Below are 16017 nucleotides of genomic sequence, written 5' to 3'. Positions count from 1 at the left end.
TCAGGAAACCTGAAACCTGAAACCTGAAACCTGAAACCGAAACCTGCCTGAAGTGTAGCCAGCCTGCAGGCAGTAAGCAGAGCGGCAGGCTCAGATGAAACGGACCAGCCTGGTTGATAAGGTGACAGATTGCGCCGCGAGATGGCCGATCAGTCCGGAATGATACGCTGCCAGCCGGGCAGGGCGGCAAATGCCCGTCGGTAAGCGGTGTCGATTTGGGCCGGCACCTGTTCAATGTAGCGACGCGCATGTTCACGCGTGTCACCCTCCAGCCGCTGCAGGTATGCCACTGCCTCATCAAGGGCAGGAATACGGCCTTCAACGCCCGCCATGCAGGCGGGTAATGCGGTCCAGATCAGGCCTTCAATGCCTCTGGCACGCGCCCAGTCCGCCAGCGGTCCCGCCGACGTGTCGGTGACCGTCAGAATGCCCAGCCCATCCTCCCGGCTGTCCGGAATGCCTTCCCGCTCACGCAGCGCGCGACAGGCGGTCTCCAGTGAGGCGGTATTCAGCCAGGCCCACAACACCGGTACCGGTGTGGCATTGAGGCAGATGGCCGTTGCCAGTTCACCGCCTTCACTGATGCGGACAAATTCAATCGGCACCCGCGGGCCATCACAATGCCAGGGGCTGGCCACCGGCAACGCACCCGATTTCCAAATCAGCGATCCCCATCCAAGGCAGGCAATTTTCATTCTGTTCTCCTGTGTCGTGTGTCAGCCGATGCCTCAAGCATAGCCAAAGCGTAGCCCGGCAGGCTCACTCATCGCGCCGCCCGGCGACGTCAGTGCGGTAAAAGCGGCGTAAAAGTGGCATTATCGGGCAGTGACGTGGCGCACAACCTGACGGTTTTTTCAGCGATTTATGCGCATTAATCAGCATAACTTGAACTTTTATCGTCAGGTAGTGTAAAAAGAGGCGCACGCAATCGATTACCTGTGCGTCAGCGGGTCAGGAAGCCATCCTGGCAAACAAGCTGACGCAGTGATGTCTGGCCCGGAGCGGACGCGGCAAGCTGGCGCTTTCTGCTCTGGCAGTTAGATGACTGGCGGCTTTTAAACGGGAAGGGCAGATGAAAACCACGCAAACAGGCACGCTGGGCGCGCTTGAAAGTGACGTCGATACGGCATGGCGTAAAACCGATACCCTATGGATGCTGGGCTTATACGGCACCGCGATTGGTGCCGGCGTACTGTTTCTGCCGATTAATGCCGGCGTGGGTGGACTGATCCCGCTGATCATTATGGCGATACTGGCTTTTCCGCTGACCTTCTTTGCGCACCGCGCCCTGACGCGCTTTGTGCTCTCCGGAAAAAATCCGGCGGGCGACATCACCGACGTGGTCGAAGAGCATTTTGGCACCGGCGCCGGTAAGCTGATTACGCTGCTCTACTTCTTTGCCATCTACCCGATTCTGCTGATGTACAGCGTTGCCATTACCAACACGGTTGAGAGCCTGATGGTCAATCAGCTGGGACTGGTGCCGCCACCGCGCATCCTGCTGTCGCTGTTGCTGATTGTCGGCCTGATGATGATTGTGCGTTTTGGTGAGCAGATGATCGTCAAAGCGATGAGCGTGCTGGTTTATCCTTTTGTGGCGGTATTGATGCTGATGGCCTGCTATCTGATCCCGCACTGGCACGGCGCCGCGCTGACCACGCTGAACAGCGCTGCGCCTGGCGGCAACGGTTTATGGATGACGCTGTGGCTGGCGATCCCGGTGATGGTCTTCTCCTTCAATCACTCGCCGATCATCTCGTCGTTTGCCGTGGCGAAGCGTGAAGAGTATGGCGAGGCGGCAGAGAAAAAGTGTTCCCGTATTCTGGCCTGTGCCCATCTGCTGATGGTGGTGACGGTGATGTTTTTTGTCTTCAGCTGCGTGCTGAGCCTGTCGCCCGCCGACCTGCACGCGGCCAAGGCGCAGAACATCACCATTCTTTCCTATCTGGCTAACCACTTTCAGGTGCCGGTCATCGCCTGGCTTGGCCCGATAATTGCGATTGTGGCGATCACCAAATCGTTCCTCGGGCACTATCTTGGCGCGCGTGAAGGCTTTAACGGCATGGTAAATAAGGCGCTGCGCAGCCGCGGCAAACAGATCGCGCCCGCCCGGCTGAACCGCCTGACCTCACTGTTTATGTTGCTGACTACCTGGCTGGTGGCGACCCTCGATCCCAATATTCTCGAGATGATTGAGACGCTCGGTGGCCCGGTGATTGCGATGATCCTGTTCCTGATGCCGATGTACGCGATTCAGAAAGTCCCGGCGATGCGTCAGTACAGTGGCAAAATCAGTAACCTGTTTGTGGTGCTGACCGGCCTGATCGCCATCTCTGCCATCTTCTACTCACTGGCGCACTGAGCGGTTTAACCGGGTAGCCGCGGCGCAATCCGGTTGAGGTGGGCCAGCAGTTCGCCCGCCTGCTGTTCAGCGTACACCGCAATGTTGTGCTGGCGTAACAGGGCGGCGGCGACACCCGCACCGGGTTGACGCTGGCCGCTGAAGCTGCCGTCGTATATGGCCTGACTGCCACAGGTCGGGCTGCCATCGCTGAGCAGGGCAAAGCGGCATCCTTGCTGCTGCGCGGTCTCGAGTGCCAGCCACGCGGCGAGCAGATAAGTCTGCGTCATATCCCGTCCGTCTGATTCCACTACCCTGGCCCGTCCCGCCAGCACATCGGCACCGCTGCCGCCGACAGTCTCAGCCGGCAGGCGCGGAGTGGGTAAACCGGCAGCAAGCTCAGGGCAGTGCAGCACCAGCCGCTGCTCGCGCTGCCACTGCGTCAGCGCGGCCAGCACCTGCTTTTTGTCACTGCCGTTGTAGCGCACCCGAAAGCCCATCAGGCAGGCGCTAATCAATATCTTCTCACCGCGCTTCTGCATGCTCAGCGGCCTCCGGGCTGACGTATCTATTCAGCAATGGTTTACTTTTGTTACTTATTAGCATGTTAGAGTTAACGCGAATAATTATTATTCCTTAACCGGGTGCTGAAAAATGAAAACCAGGCTGCTTGCTGCCACCACAATTTTGTTGTCAACCGCCTGCGCGGCCACTACGTATCCGGTCACGGTGACCGATCTTGATGGGCAAACCATTACGCTGCAAAAAGAGCCGCAGCATGTGATTTTGCAGGATGGACGCGACATTCTGGCGCTGGCCTTGCTGGACCGACAAAATCCGTTCCAGCGGGTGGTGGCGTGGAATAACCTGCCCAAAAAGCAGGATACCCAGACCTGGGATCTGCTGAAGCAGCGCTGGCCGCAGGCTTCTTCCATCGTTGACATGGGCTTTAACGATCAGGGGCAGGTTGATCTGGAGAGCGTGCTGGCGAAACAGCCCGATCTGATGATTGCTCAGCTGCGTGCTAAACCGGCGCTGACCCAATCGGGCGTGCTGGCAACGTTAAAAAATCTGCATATTCCGGTGCTGTTCCTCGACGATGAGCTGCAGCCGAAGCAGAACACGGTGCCGGGCATCACCCTGCTCGGTAAAGTGCTGAACCGCGAAGCCGAGGCCAAAGCCTATACCGATTTTTATCAGCAGCGCTGGCAGCGGATTCAGCAGGGCGTGGCGCAGGTGCAGCACAAGCCGACGGTGTTTATCGAGCCGATAGCCGGTAACAGCGATAACTGTTGCTTCACTCACGGTCATAACGGCTGGGGTGCACTGGTGGAAGCGGTGGGCGGCAAAAATATCGGCTCAGCGCTGCTGCCAGGCAGTTCCGGTTTCGTCTCACTGGAAAAAATCATCGCCATGAAGCCGGATGTCTACATCATGACCGGCTCAAAACGGCCCAACAGCAACGTACTGCCGTTTGGTTACGCGGCCAGCCAGCCAGAGATTAATACCACCTTCAGCCGGTTGCTGTCCCGTACCGGGCTGGCGCAGATCGCCCCGGTGAAACAACAGCGGGTTTACGGTGTGTATCATCATTTTTATAACCATCCGTATAACATTATTGGCATGGAGATCCTGGCGAAAGATCTCTATCCGCAGACCTTCAGCGATCTCGATCCGACCGCGGATTATCATCATATCGTGAGCCACTTTACCCGCTTACCCGACGCGCCGATCGTGCTGAGTACTCCCTGACGCTGCACGCTGCAGGGCACCGGTGAGTGCCCTGCTTATCAGTGGGCCTGAACCGGTCAGCATTGCGATCTATTTCCACCATCCTCTCTGCCAGACGTTTGTCCTTATTCCAGACTTTTTCGCCTGCCGAAAGATTAATTTAAAAAGTAGCGAGGAATGTAAATAATATTCTGCAAAACAGGATTTATCATCACGATAAAAATAGCCAGACAATGCTATGTTTGACGGGCAGCACTGGTGATGTGGTGTTGCGTGCTCTGGTTTTTGCTTGATTTTATTAAGGGTTTCACCTCATCTGCTGGTGTGGCGTGTTAATTACCGATCGCTTTCGATCGGTTTTTTTTATATATGGCGTTAGCCAGCTGGCCTGATTCCCGCTTCAGTTTGATCGCGCGCGTTAAATAACGATCCAATTTGTCACAGGGCGATGAATTAAGAATATTCTCAAGGAAGCCCGAGCCGCGCCGGATATCCGCTGTTTGCCAGTTAATACAGCGTTAGCCAGCTCAGAGCCAGAATATGGAGAGAAATCGGGCCAGTGTTAAGAAAGCGCTAAGCAAGCGTAATAGTATGTAAGTTACCGGTTTTTAAGACTTTTACTGATGCTGACCCGCCAGATTATTGCCACTATGATGCTCAACGGTGCCTGAATAACCGTTATCTTCGGAGGCAGTACCATGAAAAAAACAACCTTAACCGTTATCGCTTCACTTTTTGCATGCAGCACGCTTTTTTCTTACACCGCACTGGCGGATGGTCCGGGCGACGGGCACGGTCAGCGATGGCAGCAAGGCGATCAATCGCACGCTGACAATCGCGGCCACGACCGCGACAAGGGACACGACCGCGATAAAGGACACGACAACCGCGGCAATAATGGCCGGCATAACGATGGCCCGCGTGCCGATCGCGATCATTTCGCCTGGAACGGCCACGATTTCCGTCGCGGCCATCCGATTCCGGCAGAATATCGTGGCGATCGTTACCGCATCAACGACTGGCATGACCGGGGTTTACGTGAACCGCCGCGTGGCGAACACTGGGCCTACATCGACGGCAACTATGTGCTGATCGCTGCTGCCACGGGCGTGATTACCTCGCTGATTCTGAGCAGCGCGCTGAACTAATTACGTAACGAAAAGCGCGTAGCAAAAGTCACGCAACGACACCCGTCCATCGAACATGCTGCACCCCACTTCGCCCAGGGAAGGGCGTCCAGCGGTTGGCCCTGGCCTTCCGTTACACTTTCCGTTTTGCCGCGTCAGCGGCTATTCTGACAGTCCACTCACAGAACCCCGGCATGTAAGGAGTCATGATGACGACGGTTAAGATGGTTGCGGTAGATATGGATGGCACCTTTCTGGATGACCAGAAGCAGTACAATCGATCCCGCTTTCTCGACTGCTATCAGCAGCTCACCGCCCGTGAGATTAAATTTGTCGTTGCCAGCGGCAACCAGTACTACCAGCTCAAATCCTTCTTCCCGCAGATCGCCAGCGACATCGCCTTTGTGGCGGAGAACGGCGCGTGGATTATCGATCGGGATGAAGAGCTGTTTTGCGGCGCTTTTGACCGTCACGATGTCGGGGCGGTGATCGACACGCTGCAAAACGGTCACTATCCCGGCCTGCGTTATCTGTTGTGTGGGCGTAACAGCGCTTATTACTTTGAGGGCATGGAAGAGACGTGGCTGGTTAAGATGCGGCACTACTGTCACCGGCTCAGGCCGATTCGCAGCCTGGAGGAGACCCAGGATGACCGGCTGTTTAAGTTCGCGCTTAATCTGTCGGATGACTACATCGAACCGCTGATGGCCGATATCGAACGGCTGCATCAGGGCAAAGTCGCAGCGACCTCCAGCGGACATGGTTCTGTTGATCTGATTGTGCCGGGCAACCATAAAGCTCATGGCCTGGACTTACTGGCACAGCGTTGGGGCATCGGCCACCACCAGGTGCTGGCGTTTGGCGATGGCGGTAACGATCTGGAGATGCTGAAACAGTCAGGCTTCAGCTTTGCCATGGGCAATGCGCCGGAGCGGGTAAAGCAGGCTGCCCGCTATCTGGCCCCGACCAATAATCAGCAGGGGGTACTGCAGGTGATTGAGCAGATGCTGGCAGGCGAGGGACCGTTCGCCGCTCCGGCGGATTAAGGTCGCGACCCGGCGCGGTCGGATATGCCCGGCGCGGCCGGGCAAGGCCAGCGACGTCGCGTGGATCAGTGGGTCAGGGTCCACGCCTGTGTAAGCATGGCGTGCATCTGTTCGCGACTGTAGTTCACCAGCGAATTTTTGCTATTAGCACGTGCCAGTATCCACTCCACCTCGTCGGCGGTCAGGCCGGGCCCACCGCGCCAGAACGGGGTAATCGCCTGCTGCTGCAGCCACTGCTTGAGGAAGCTGGCCGGCGAATCGGTCGGTTCGCTGAAAAGCTGCGGATGCAGCTCATCCATCAACGCACGCTGCTGCGGATGCGTGCTGTCAGCCAGCTGGTCGAGGAACGGAAACAGCAGGCGTCCGCACACTTCGCCATGGTGAAACGGTTTTATTGCTCCCAGCTCGCCGGCAATACCGTGGATCACTCCCAGTCCGGCGCTGCTGAGACTGACGCCGCCCAGCCATGACGCCATCATCATCGCTTCACGCGCCCGGTCGCCGTCGGCATCCTGTCGGTTGAGGTTGGGCCAGGCCTGAACAAACTGGCGTAAGCCGGTCAGCGCCAGCTGGCGGGTAAACAGATTGCCCTTGCTGGAGAGCCAGGCTTCAAACAGATGGGTAAAGGCATCAATGCCACAGGTCGCCAGTACCGGGTCGGGCGCCCCCTTCAGCAGGTCCGGGTCGAGAATTGCCACCTGCGGCACAAACACCACATGGCGCAGCGAGGCTTTCACCTGGATATCGTGCTGGTCGGTGACCACCGCATTTTGCGTTACTTCACTGCCGGTACCGGCGGTGGTCGGGATGGCGATCAGCGGCAGCGTCACCGGCTGGACCGGCGTGTCGCCGACTTTTTCCAGATAACGCGCGGTCGGCAGCGGATGTTGCATCATGGCACTGAAAGCTTTGGCCGCATCCAGTACGCTGCCGCCGCCAATTGCCACCACCCGGTCCACATGGCCGCGCCAGCGCGCGACCCAGCCGTCAATGTCAGCAGGCGAAGCTTCATGGCTGACAATCTCATAGCCAATAATCTGACGGTTAAGCTCCGCTTTCAGGCGGTCATAGGCCGCGCTCTGTAAAAACGATTGTCCACAAAACAGCAGGGTAGGCTGAGACTGCGCAGCCAGCAGCGGCACCAGCTTATCAAGACTGCCGCGTCCGAACAGGGTTCGTTGATTACTGTACAGCTCACTCAGATTCTCACTCACCAGCGCATCCTTTTACATTTTCGCTAAAATCAGAGTGTAACGAAAAGCGCGCCGCCAGCGCTGGCAAACTTTCTGATAACGCCGCGGCAAAAAGTTGATCACCTTCGCAAAACAGAAATTCACTGGCGGCGGGGTGGTGCTTTCCTGCGGATGTTACCCTTAACATGTTATCGGTAACAGCGGTTGTCGGAATGTTAAAAACTCTTACAAGCGCACTGTTTTGTAGCCCTCAGGGGATGATGATAACAAACCGGCACTGAACGCCGTTCAGTGCGCAAGGTGGAGAAAACCTATGCCATTACTCTATGTGGCGATCGGCGTCGCGTTACTGCTGCTGCTGATGATTCGCTTTAAGCTTAATGGATTTATCGCGCTCATTCTGGTGGCGCTGGCGGTCGGTGTGATGCAGGGCATGCCGGTCAATAAAGTGATTACCTCGATTAAAACCGGTGTGGGCGGCACGCTCGGCAGCCTGGCGCTGATCATGGGCTTTGGTGCCATGCTCGGTAAGATGCTGGCCGATTGCGGGGGCGCGCAGCGGATTGCCACCACCTTAATCGAAAAGTTTGGCACAAAGCATATTCAGTGGGCGCTGGTGCTGACCGGCTTTATCGTCGGCTTTGCGCTGTTCTATGAAGTGGGCTTTGTACTGATGCTGCCGCTGGTGTTCAGCGTGGCCGCATCGGCGCGCGTCCCGCTGCTCTATGTCGGGGTGCCGATGGCCGCCGCGCTCTCAGTGACGCACGGCTTTTTACCGCCGCATCCGGGTCCGACCGCCATTGCCACGCTGTTCAATGCGGATATGGGAAAAACGCTGCTGTTCGGTACGCTGCTCGGCATTCCTACCGTAATTCTGGCCGGTCCGGTCTATGCCCGCTTCCTGAAAGGCATTGATAAACCGATCCCGCAGGGGCTTTACAACCCGAAAACCTTTACCGAAGCAGAGATGCCGGGCTTTGGCGTCAGCGTCTGGACCTCACTGGTTCCGGTGGTGCTGATGGCGTTGCGTGCGGTGGCCGAGATGCTGTTGCCGAAAGGCCATGTGCTGCTGCCTTACGCCGAGTTCTTCGGCGATCCGGTGATGGCTACGCTGATTGCGGTACTGATTGCGATCTTTACTTTCGGTCTGAACCGGGGCCGCAGCATGGATCAGGTGATGGAGACCCTGAGCGATTCGATCAAAATCATCGCCATGATGCTGTTAATTATCGGTGGTGGCGGTGCCTTTAAGCAGGTGCTGGTCGACAGCGGCGTGGATAAATATATCGCTAACATGATGCACTCTACCCAGCTCTCGCCGATCTTTATGGCGTGGTCGATTGCGGCAGTACTGCGCATTGCGCTGGGGTCGGCAACGGTTGCGGCGATCACCGCCGGTGGTATTGTTGCGCCGCTGATTGTCACCAGCGGTGCCAGCCCGGAACTGATGGTGATTGCGGTTGGTTCAGGCAGCGTGATTTTCTCTCACGTCAACGATCCTGGCTTCTGGCTGTTTAAGGAGTATTTCAACCTGACGATCGGTGAAACCATTCGGTCGTGGTCAGCGCTGGAAACCATCATTTCCGTCTGCGGCCTGATTGGCTGCTTACTGCTGTCGATGGTGATTTAACCCGCAGCCGCTGGCAGACAATCTGCCAGCGGCGTGCTGTTCCCGCCTGCGTTACACCGCCAGCGCGCGGAAAGCCGCCAGTTCCTCCGCCGACATCCCCGCCTCTGTTGCTGCCTGACAGATCTGCTGCCAGCTGGTGCTATCCAGCGGAATGCCCTCACGATCGCGGGCAATACGATTGGCCTCTTCCCATTCACCCGGTACCTGAATCGGCGCATCACCACTGGGTGGCGACGCTTTAACCCAGTCAAGAAAAGCTTCCGCCTCATCCTGCATCGCGGGCGCATCAAACGCCGCCGGATTGAGGATAACGGTGGTCATGCAGTTAAAAATGGCGTCATTGCCGCTCTGCAAGGTGGCCTGATGCGTGGTGCGTCCACCCGACAACGCTCCGCCGAGAATTTCACACAGCGTCGCCAGCGCATAGCCCTTGTGCAGACCAAAGGGCAGCAGCGAACCATGCGGTGACTGGTGCATCACGCCCGGGTCGGTCGTCGGCTGACCCTGCGCATCGATCAGGTAACCCGGTGCGACTTCGACACCCTTGTTCCATGCCACCCGGGTTTTGCCATAGGCAATGCCGCTGGTGGCGAAATCGAGCAGCAGCGGCCGGGCATGCGGGCGCGGGAAAATGGCGCAGAATGGATTGGTGCCAAAGCGCCGATCGCTGCCGCCGAATGGCGCGACCATCGGGTCGCCCATCACGTTAACGAAATGGAAGGAGACGAAACCCGCCGCCGCGCATTGCTCGGCCCAGTGACCGATACGGCCGATGTGGTGCGAATGGTGCAGACCGACTGCGGCGATGCCCAGTTTCTCCGCCCGTTCGATACCGAGCTTCATCGCTTCCCAGGCGGCGACCTGACCAAAGCCCTGATGGGCATTCAGCGTCAGCACCGCACCGTTGTCTTTATCCAGCGTGGGACGCTGATTGAGTTGCAGATGTCCCTGTTTCAGTGACGCCATGTAGCTGGGGATCATGCCGACGCCGTGCGAATCGTGTCCGGCCAGGTTGGCGGCCACCAGATGATCGGCCACCAGACGCGCCTCTTCCTGCTGACTACCGGCAGCAAGCCAGATCGCTTCGGTGAACTGATGCAGGCGTGTGGCATTAATGTGAAGTAGGGTGCTCACGTTGTACTCCTTTTCAGTGGGATAGGTCATCCTGCGGCGAAAAAGGGACAACGGCAAGTCAGTTTTTAAGCCGGAAAAGGGCCGCAGTGTGCGGCCCGGAATTTCGCTCAGAATGCGGCAGAACAGCTTAATGTGGCTGTTCAAAACCGGCTTTAATCATTTGTTCCCGCAGCGCACGCGCAATCTCGCGGTTGCCGCCAGTGACCGGATAAATCACGTTGTTCACCACATCATCAAGGTAATGCTCCTCAAACTCCTGCATCGTGAGTTGAGTGCCGCCTTCATCATTGATGGCGAAAGAGCCTTTGATGTGATCGCCGCTGTTTTTTGCCTTTAGGCTGTAGCGGCCCATGCTGGTATTAATGGTGGTCATAAGATCTCCTTGCTAAGCATATTCAGGTGATAACCAAAGAGGCCTGCCTTGCCGGTTAAATTTTAGCCAGGATTTATCTGCAAATCGAAAAACAGCCGCCGCAAAAATTTCGCGTTGCGATCCGCTCCGCAGAATTTCGATTAAAGCAGCGATAAGCCGCCGTCAGAATGAAGGCCGGGCAAGGGAAGCGGCAAAGGTCATTTTTTTGGCTATACTGTTTACGGGAAAGGTTTTTTATTGGTGAGGGAGAAGGAAATGAAAATTATTCTGTGGATTATTGCCATCATTTTTATCGTGGGTCTGCTCACCCTGACAGGGGTCTTCAAACTGATTTTCTGATCGCGCTTTTCGGTTTCAGCTTCAGCGGGCACCTTACTCAGGTGCCCGAGGCATTTTTATGCTGATCAATCAGGCAATGGGCGATCGGGTCCATCGGCGTTTCAGGCAGCAGATCTTTCGCCTCCAGTCGCTTCTTACAGTGTGCACAACAGGCACCGTGGAAAGTGAAAGCTTCACCATCGCGTTCAGTAAAAATAAACCGGGCACTTCCGCATTGGTTACAACGAATTTTCATTACCATCCTGATGCTGTTCTCCCTGTTAGTCACAAAGGTGGATTTAGCCGCTGATCAATCCGACAGGTAAACATTCCTTATTTATTCCCTGCCAATATTATCCTGCCGGGTGCAGAAAAAAATAGTGTCTTATGACCGCTATTGTTTGTTGCCAAATGCGTATTGAATAGCAGAAAGGCATTTCTTTGATTTGAATCAATGTTTTTAATCTTTAGCCTGGAATATGAGCAGGCAGGCGGTCTGTGGGGTCTCCTGCGGCACCACAGCCTGATCTGGAACAGGTAAAAAGCAGATTTAACTGACAGTGACGCCAGCGCTTAAGTCGCATCTCTGGCAGGTGATTGCTGCCGCAGGCGGGCCGGAAGAGGAAAATGGGCTGAAAAGCGGATAAAAATGACAAAAACGGCCTGACCGGCAGCGATGTCATCGGCTGAAATGGCGGCGACAATGCGATGTTTATCGCCGGATGGTCTGCTTATCAGCAAAATGGATTTTAATGCTTAACCTGAGCTAAGCCTGAACTCAACCTGGATCACTGAGCGGAAAATCATCCAGTTTCCAGCAGGTTACCGCCGGCTTGATGACTATTCCCCTGCAACAAAAAGGGTTTTTTTGGCAAGGTAAAAAGTAGGAAAGTGTGATGGGTAAGCAGAAAGTCGAAATTTATCACTTTTTCATCAAATCGCACTGGACAAATCCCTCCGCAATTGCTGTACTAGATGGCGACACAGTTTAGTGTCCATTTTTCATGTAAAGGTAATATAGATGTCTAAGATCAAAGGTAACGTTAAGTGGTTTAATGAATCTAAAGGATTCGGTTTCATTACTCCTGAAGATGGCAGCAAAGATGTATTCGTACATTTCTCTGCAATCCAGAGCAACGGCTTCAAAACTCTGGCTGAAGGTCAGCGCGTTGAGTTTGAAATCACCGACGGCGCGAAAGGCCCATCTGCTGCTAACGTTATCAGTCTGTAAGTTAACAGTCAGAATTCTAAAAACCCGCCTTATGGCGGGTTTTTTTATGGCTGCCATCCGCGACACCTCCGCATCAAAAGCCCCTGCAGCGGCGTGCTGGCCGCACAAACTGCGCGGCGCTTCACAATAAATCCTCGTAACATAATCCTAACAACCTTACTTGCAGCTTTTTATTGTCCAACGCTATATAACAAGGTGACGGCAGCGGGCGACTGAGGAAACAGGATGAATATACGTCAGGCGGATTTAAAAGACAGTTTTGCGCTCAGTGCACTGCTGAGTGAGTTAGGTTATGGCGGCACCGAAAATTTCATTGAGCAGCGTCTGGCGCAGTTGAGCAGCGATCCCAGTGAAGCATTGCTGGTGGCCGAGTTCGGCAATCAGGTGCTCGGCTTTTTATCGATGCACTTTATCCCGCAACTGGCGCTGGCCGGGGATTTTGCCCGCATCAGCTACTTCTGCATTGCGGAAGGTGAGCGCAGCAAAGGGGTCGGCCAGCAGCTGCTACAGCACGCCGAATCACTGGCAACTCAGCGCGGATGCGATCGGATGGAAGTGCATTGTCATCAATCCCGCCTCAAGGCGAATCAGTTTTATGCCCGTGAGGGTTATGTTGAATCGCCGCGCTACCACGTTAAAGATCTGCCCGCGCGCTAGCTTCACGGCCGGACGCGATGACCAGCGCTTCAGCGATCATCTCACGCTGTTCATCTTTCAGGCTGGCAATACTGACCCGGATAAACTGCGTCGCTCCCAGCCGGCAACGCTCACCGGGTAGCACGGCGATACCGCGCGCGGCCAGCGTAATCATGGCGAATTGCTCTGAGGCCACCGGAATATAGAGACTCAGTCCATCCTGTGGCGGCAGCATCAGTCCACGCTGCGCCAGCGCCTGCCGCAGTTGCTCGCGACGCTGATGATAAACCTGTCGTGACGTGGCTATCTGCTGCTGGGTCACCTCATCCTCCAGCAACCATGCTACCGCATCCTGCAAAATACGGCTGGTCCAGCTGACGCCAAAGTTTCGCCATGCCTGAATACGCTTTACCATCTCCGCCGTGGCGGATAATACCGCCAGCCGCAAATCGGGTCCGTAGGCTTTGGAAAAGGAGCGGACGTGCAGGGTACGCTCGGGAAACTGCGTCCCCAGACTCCAGCTCTCCGCGGCCGAAAGATCACCAATGCCATCATCTTCCACGATCAGCGTGCTGCTGTTCGCCAGCACCTGTGCCAGCGCCTGACGCCGCGCCACACTGATTGTCCGTCCGGTGGCGGAATGGGTGCGCGGCTGATAAATCAGCATCACCGGCGCGCGTGTCAGCAGGGTGCTTAATACCTCTGGCAACGGCCCCTCATCATCACAGGCCAGCGGCAAAATCTCAGCGCCGACATTATCCAGCATATCAAGCAGGCGGGTGGCGGTGGGATCTTCAATGATCACCCGATCGCCAGGGGAAACCAGCGTCTGCACCAGCAAATTCATCGCATCGAAGCCGCCGTCGGTTGCCAGGAAGGCTTCCGCCGGATAAGGCCAGCGCGGCGTTATCGCCTGAAGCAGCGGCGCTGAAATGGCTTCACGGGTGTAGCTGTTCAGCTGTGGCGATCGCAACGCCGCCTGCAGTGCGTTTTGCAGCTCAGGTAACAAAGCAGGATCGGGGGAGGCCATCGCCAGATCGGCGCGAATGTGTTCGCCATAATTGCCGATCTTTTCAAAGCGGATCGGTCGCGGCATGACGCTATTGCCGCTGACCCAGACACCGCTGCGTCCTTTACCCGCCAGCACTTTATGCTTCCTTAGCTGCGACCAGGCAGCAGAAACGGTTGCCGGGCTGATCCCCAGCCGCTCCGCGATCTCCCGTACCGCCGGCATCTGCATCCCGACAGCAATCTGCCCGTCACGAATCAGGCCTGATGCTGCCTGAGCAATCCCTTTTACTGATGGAGTAGTTATCTGGTTACAAAACCAGTTCAGATCGACCATTTGCGTCATAAGAAAATACTTTGTTCAGTAACAAATTAATGATTGTTCAGGTCAGTATTCCGGATCTAGTATCAAATTCAAGCACTATTTGATGCATTAACCCGCCCGTCCTCGCGGCACGGCGTAAACGGAGAGATCATGGCAAGGCTGAGTATCAGACTGGCAGTGCGCGACTGGGACTACTTTACTCCCCTGGCGCTGGGCGATATCACACCGGACGACTTCGATCTGCAGATCGATCGGGTCGGAACGCTGGTTAATGACCTTGCCAGCAGCCCCGATTATGACGCCGGCGAAGTGTCATTCAGCCGTTACGCCCAGGCGCGGGCCAGAGACGATGCGTCACTGCTGGGCTTACCGCACTTCCTGATGCGCGGTTTTCGTCAGCGCTGCATCATTACCACGGCGGAGAGTCCCATCACGACGCCTGCAGAGCTGAAGGGCAAAAGAATCGGTGTTACCGGCTGGCAGGATTCGGGCAATACCTGGACGCGTACGGTGCTGCGCGAAGCGGGAGTCGGGATTGATGACGTCCGCTGGTTTGCCGGGCGGCTGACAGCCGATCATCCGATTGTCGACCGGCTGGCGGGGTTTGGCCGACCGGGCCGGATTGAGCCTGCGCCAGGCGAGCGCCCCCTGATTGAGCTGCTGAAAGCGGGTGAGCTGGATGCGGTGTTTACCCCGTTTATGCCGGAAGGCTTTTTTCTGCCGGCGTCCGGTCTGCGTCAGCTCCAGCCTGACTTCTATCAGGCTGAGCGGGCCTACTTCAACCGCGTCGGCTATGTGCCCGGCATTCATATTCTGGCGATAAAACCGGCGCTGGCGGCGCAGCATCCGTGGCTGCCTGCCGCACTCAGTGAGGTGATCGATCGCTCCTATGCTTTGTGGATGCAGAAAAGGGAGAAATATGCCGACACCACGCCGTGGCTGCTGGACGATTTGCGACGGACCGCGCAGGAATTACCGGCCAGCTGGAATGAGAATGGTTTTGCCGCTAATAGAAAGATGATTGCGGATTTTGGCCGTGAACTGTTCCAGCAGGGATTAACCCACAGATTACTGACGCCGGAAGCGATATTTCCGCTGGCAGGAGGAGAGAAATGATGAAAGTTGCGATGGGACAATTTGCCGTCAGCCGTGAATGGCAGGAGAACGCCACCCTCTGCCTGACGTTAATGCAGCGGGCCGCTGCGGGCGGTGCCGATCTGCTGGTGCTGCCGGAAGGGGTACTGGCGCGTGATATTACCGATCCCGATTTAGTGTTAAAGGCGGCGCAACCGCTGGACGGCCCGTTTGTCAGCCAGCTGCTGGCGGCCAGCCAGCATAACGCCCTCACCACCATGATGAGCGTGCATGTTCCCGCCGCAGAGCAAAAAGCCCTCAACGTGTTGATCGCTATTCGCAACGGCAAAATCATTGCGGCCTATGAAAAACTGCATCTTTACGATGCCTTCGCCATGCAGGAGTCGCAGCGGGTGAATCCGGGCCATGTCATTCCGCCGCTGGTCGAGGTGGCGGGGTTAAAAGTCGGTCTGATGACCTGTTATGACGTGCGCTTCCCGGAGCTGGCGCGCCGGCTGGTGCTGGATGGCGCAGACCTGCTGGTGCTGCCTGCCGCGTGGGTAAAAGGACCGCTGAAAGAGATGCACTGGGAGCTGCTGAACCGCGCCCGGGCGCTGGAAAATACCTGCTACGTGGTGGCTGTCGGGGAATGTGGTCCGCGCAATATCGGCAACAGTCTGGTGGTCGATCCGCTGGGCGTGGTGATCGCTAATGCGGCAGAATCGCCGACGCTGATGTTTGCCGATATTGATCCTGACCGCATCGCCTACGCCCGCCGCGTGCTGCCGGTGCTGGAGAATCGTCGTTTCGCCCGTCCCGAGCTGAACTGACACCCCTGACCCTGGAGGAC

General features: G+C 56.5%; 17 protein-coding genes. 10 read left to right on the top strand and 7 right to left on the bottom strand.

Going from position 1 to position 16017, the window contains the following annotated elements; all coding sequences use genetic code 11:
- Window positions 1–149 precede the first annotated feature (149 nt).
- Window positions 150–695, bottom strand: coding sequence for a hypothetical protein (locus tag AABB92_RS09460; RefSeq protein WP_031377739.1), 546 nt, complete (start codon window positions 693–695; stop codon window positions 150–152).
- Window positions 696–1072: 377 nt separating this feature from the next.
- Here AABB92_RS09460 and AABB92_RS09455 point away from each other — a divergent pair, with 377 nt between their 5' ends.
- The gene (locus AABB92_RS09455) at window positions 1073–2362 is read left to right on the top strand and encodes an HAAAP family serine/threonine permease (RefSeq protein ID WP_031377740.1); all 1290 of its coding nucleotides are present in this window, start codon (window positions 1073–1075) and stop codon (window positions 2360–2362) included.
- Between the two features lie 5 nt (window positions 2363–2367).
- On the opposite strand, the gene AABB92_RS09450 is transcribed toward AABB92_RS09455, so the two are convergent.
- Window positions 2368–2883, bottom strand: a complete 516-nt coding sequence (locus tag AABB92_RS09450; RefSeq protein WP_031377741.1) for a 2-thiouracil desulfurase family protein — start codon at window positions 2881–2883, stop codon at window positions 2368–2370.
- Between the two features lie 112 nt (window positions 2884–2995).
- Between AABB92_RS09450 and AABB92_RS09445 the strand changes: the two genes are divergently transcribed.
- The 3 genes from AABB92_RS09445 to AABB92_RS09435 all read left to right on the top strand — a co-directional run bounded on the left by AABB92_RS09445 (window position 2996) and on the right by AABB92_RS09435 (window position 6245).
- Window positions 2996–4093 carry an ABC transporter substrate-binding protein gene (locus tag AABB92_RS09445; RefSeq protein ID WP_031377742.1) on the top strand — a complete coding sequence of 366 codons (1098 nt, stop codon included), beginning with the start codon at window positions 2996–2998 and terminating at the stop codon, window positions 4091–4093.
- A gap of 677 nt (window positions 4094–4770) precedes the next feature.
- A complete protein-coding gene (locus AABB92_RS09440; RefSeq protein ID WP_031377743.1) occupies window positions 4771–5220 on the top strand; it encodes an RcnB family protein in 450 nt (149 codons plus the stop codon).
- Between the two features lie 188 nt (window positions 5221–5408).
- The gene (locus AABB92_RS09435; protein WP_031377744.1) at window positions 5409–6245 is read left to right on the top strand and encodes a Cof-type HAD-IIB family hydrolase; all 837 of its coding nucleotides are present in this window, start codon (window positions 5409–5411) and stop codon (window positions 6243–6245) included.
- A gap of 65 nt (window positions 6246–6310) precedes the next feature.
- Here the strand turns inward: AABB92_RS09435 and AABB92_RS09430 are convergent, their stop codons facing one another.
- Window positions 6311–7459 carry an iron-containing alcohol dehydrogenase gene (locus tag AABB92_RS09430; RefSeq protein WP_031377745.1) on the bottom strand — a complete coding sequence of 383 codons (1149 nt, stop codon included), beginning with the start codon at window positions 7457–7459 and terminating at the stop codon, window positions 6311–6313.
- Window positions 7460–7751: 292 nt separating this feature from the next.
- Here AABB92_RS09430 and gntT point away from each other — a divergent pair, with 292 nt between their 5' ends.
- Entirely contained in the window at window positions 7752–9068 is a 1317-nt protein-coding gene (gene gntT, locus AABB92_RS09425) for a gluconate transporter (RefSeq protein WP_031377746.1), read from the top strand.
- Between the two features lie 51 nt (window positions 9069–9119).
- Here the strand turns inward: gntT and AABB92_RS09420 are convergent, their stop codons facing one another.
- Complete coding sequence (locus AABB92_RS09420; protein WP_031377747.1) at window positions 9120–10202, bottom strand: malate/lactate/ureidoglycolate dehydrogenase; 1083 nt, start codon at window positions 10200–10202, stop codon at window positions 9120–9122.
- A gap of 127 nt (window positions 10203–10329) precedes the next feature.
- Entirely contained in the window at window positions 10330–10575 is a 246-nt protein-coding gene (locus AABB92_RS09415) for a hypothetical protein (RefSeq protein WP_031377748.1), read from the bottom strand.
- A 255-nt stretch (window positions 10576–10830) separates the two neighbouring features.
- Between AABB92_RS09415 and AABB92_RS23525 the strand changes: the two genes are divergently transcribed.
- Window positions 10831–10914, top strand: coding sequence for a small membrane protein YohP (locus tag AABB92_RS23525; protein WP_019105993.1), 84 nt, complete (start codon window positions 10831–10833; stop codon window positions 10912–10914).
- A gap of 37 nt (window positions 10915–10951) precedes the next feature.
- Here AABB92_RS23525 and AABB92_RS09410 read toward each other — a convergent pair whose 3' ends face one another.
- Complete coding sequence (locus tag AABB92_RS09410) at window positions 10952–11149, bottom strand: hypothetical protein (RefSeq protein WP_227021875.1); 198 nt, start codon at window positions 11147–11149, stop codon at window positions 10952–10954.
- Window positions 11150–11914: 765 nt separating this feature from the next.
- On the opposite strand from AABB92_RS09410, the gene cspE reads away from it, so the two are divergent.
- Together cspE and AABB92_RS09400 are read left to right on the top strand one after the other, a co-directional pair.
- Window positions 11915–12124, top strand: a complete 210-nt coding sequence (gene cspE / locus AABB92_RS09405; RefSeq protein ID WP_006118399.1) for a transcription antiterminator/RNA stability regulator CspE — start codon at window positions 11915–11917, stop codon at window positions 12122–12124.
- Window positions 12125–12349: 225 nt separating this feature from the next.
- Window positions 12350–12781, top strand: coding sequence for a GNAT family N-acetyltransferase (locus tag AABB92_RS09400; protein ID WP_031377750.1), 432 nt, complete (start codon window positions 12350–12352; stop codon window positions 12779–12781).
- Here AABB92_RS09400 and AABB92_RS09395 read toward each other — a convergent pair.
- Window positions 12759–14114, bottom strand: a complete 1356-nt coding sequence (locus AABB92_RS09395; protein ID WP_031377751.1) for an aminotransferase-like domain-containing protein — start codon at window positions 14112–14114, stop codon at window positions 12759–12761. The two genes, AABB92_RS09400 and AABB92_RS09395, sit on opposite strands and share 23 nt — an antisense overlap.
- Before the next feature lie 129 nt (window positions 14115–14243).
- On the opposite strand from AABB92_RS09395, the gene AABB92_RS09390 reads away from it, so the two are divergent.
- A complete protein-coding gene (locus AABB92_RS09390; RefSeq protein WP_031377752.1) occupies window positions 14244–15209 on the top strand; it encodes an ABC transporter substrate-binding protein in 966 nt (321 codons plus the stop codon).
- Entirely contained in the window at window positions 15209–15997 is a 789-nt protein-coding gene (locus tag AABB92_RS09385; protein WP_031377753.1) for a deaminated glutathione amidase, read from the top strand. Before AABB92_RS09390 ends, AABB92_RS09385 begins: the two co-directional genes overlap by 1 nt.
- Window positions 15998–16017 lie beyond the last annotated feature (20 nt).

Source organism: Pantoea brenneri, from assembly GCF_038594305.1.
In the GTDB taxonomy this organism is placed as follows: domain Bacteria; phylum Pseudomonadota; class Gammaproteobacteria; order Enterobacterales; family Enterobacteriaceae; genus Pantoea; species Pantoea brenneri.
The sequence above is the reverse complement of the archived record's forward strand: the minus strand, read 5'-3'. Positions and strand labels throughout refer to the sequence as shown.

Excerpts from the sequence above, each read along its gene's own strand:
- AABB92_RS09400 (WP_031377750.1), top strand. The coding sequence starts at position 12,350 with ATGAATATACGTCAGGCGGATTTAAAAGACAGTTTTGCGCTCAGTGCA.
- AABB92_RS09440 (WP_031377743.1), top strand. The coding sequence starts at position 4,771 with ATGAAAAAAACAACCTTAACCGTTATCGCTTCACTTTTTGCATGCAGC.
- AABB92_RS23525 (WP_019105993.1), top strand. The coding sequence starts at position 10,831 with ATGAAAATTATTCTGTGGATTATTGCCATCATTTTTATCGTGGGTCTG.
- AABB92_RS09435 (WP_031377744.1), top strand. The coding sequence starts at position 5,409 with ATGACGACGGTTAAGATGGTTGCGGTAGATATGGATGGCACCTTTCTG.
- AABB92_RS09395 (WP_031377751.1), bottom strand. The coding sequence starts at position 14,114 with ATGACGCAAATGGTCGATCTGAACTGGTTTTGTAACCAGATAACTACT.
- AABB92_RS09415 (WP_031377748.1), bottom strand. The coding sequence starts at position 10,575 with ATGACCACCATTAATACCAGCATGGGCCGCTACAGCCTAAAGGCAAAA.
- AABB92_RS09385 (WP_031377753.1), top strand. The coding sequence starts at position 15,209 with ATGAAAGTTGCGATGGGACAATTTGCCGTCAGCCGTGAATGGCAGGAG.
- AABB92_RS09410 (WP_227021875.1), bottom strand. The coding sequence starts at position 11,149 with ATGAAAATTCGTTGTAACCAATGCGGAAGTGCCCGGTTTATTTTTACT.
- AABB92_RS09390 (WP_031377752.1), top strand. The coding sequence starts at position 14,244 with ATGGCAAGGCTGAGTATCAGACTGGCAGTGCGCGACTGGGACTACTTT.
- AABB92_RS09460 (WP_031377739.1), bottom strand. The coding sequence starts at position 695 with ATGAAAATTGCCTGCCTTGGATGGGGATCGCTGATTTGGAAATCGGGT.
- AABB92_RS09455 (WP_031377740.1), top strand. The coding sequence starts at position 1,073 with ATGAAAACCACGCAAACAGGCACGCTGGGCGCGCTTGAAAGTGACGTC.
- AABB92_RS09445 (WP_031377742.1), top strand. The coding sequence starts at position 2,996 with ATGAAAACCAGGCTGCTTGCTGCCACCACAATTTTGTTGTCAACCGCC.
- cspE (WP_006118399.1), top strand. The coding sequence starts at position 11,915 with ATGTCTAAGATCAAAGGTAACGTTAAGTGGTTTAATGAATCTAAAGGA.
- AABB92_RS09450 (WP_031377741.1), bottom strand. The coding sequence starts at position 2,883 with ATGCAGAAGCGCGGTGAGAAGATATTGATTAGCGCCTGCCTGATGGGC.
- gntT (WP_031377746.1), top strand. The coding sequence starts at position 7,752 with ATGCCATTACTCTATGTGGCGATCGGCGTCGCGTTACTGCTGCTGCTG.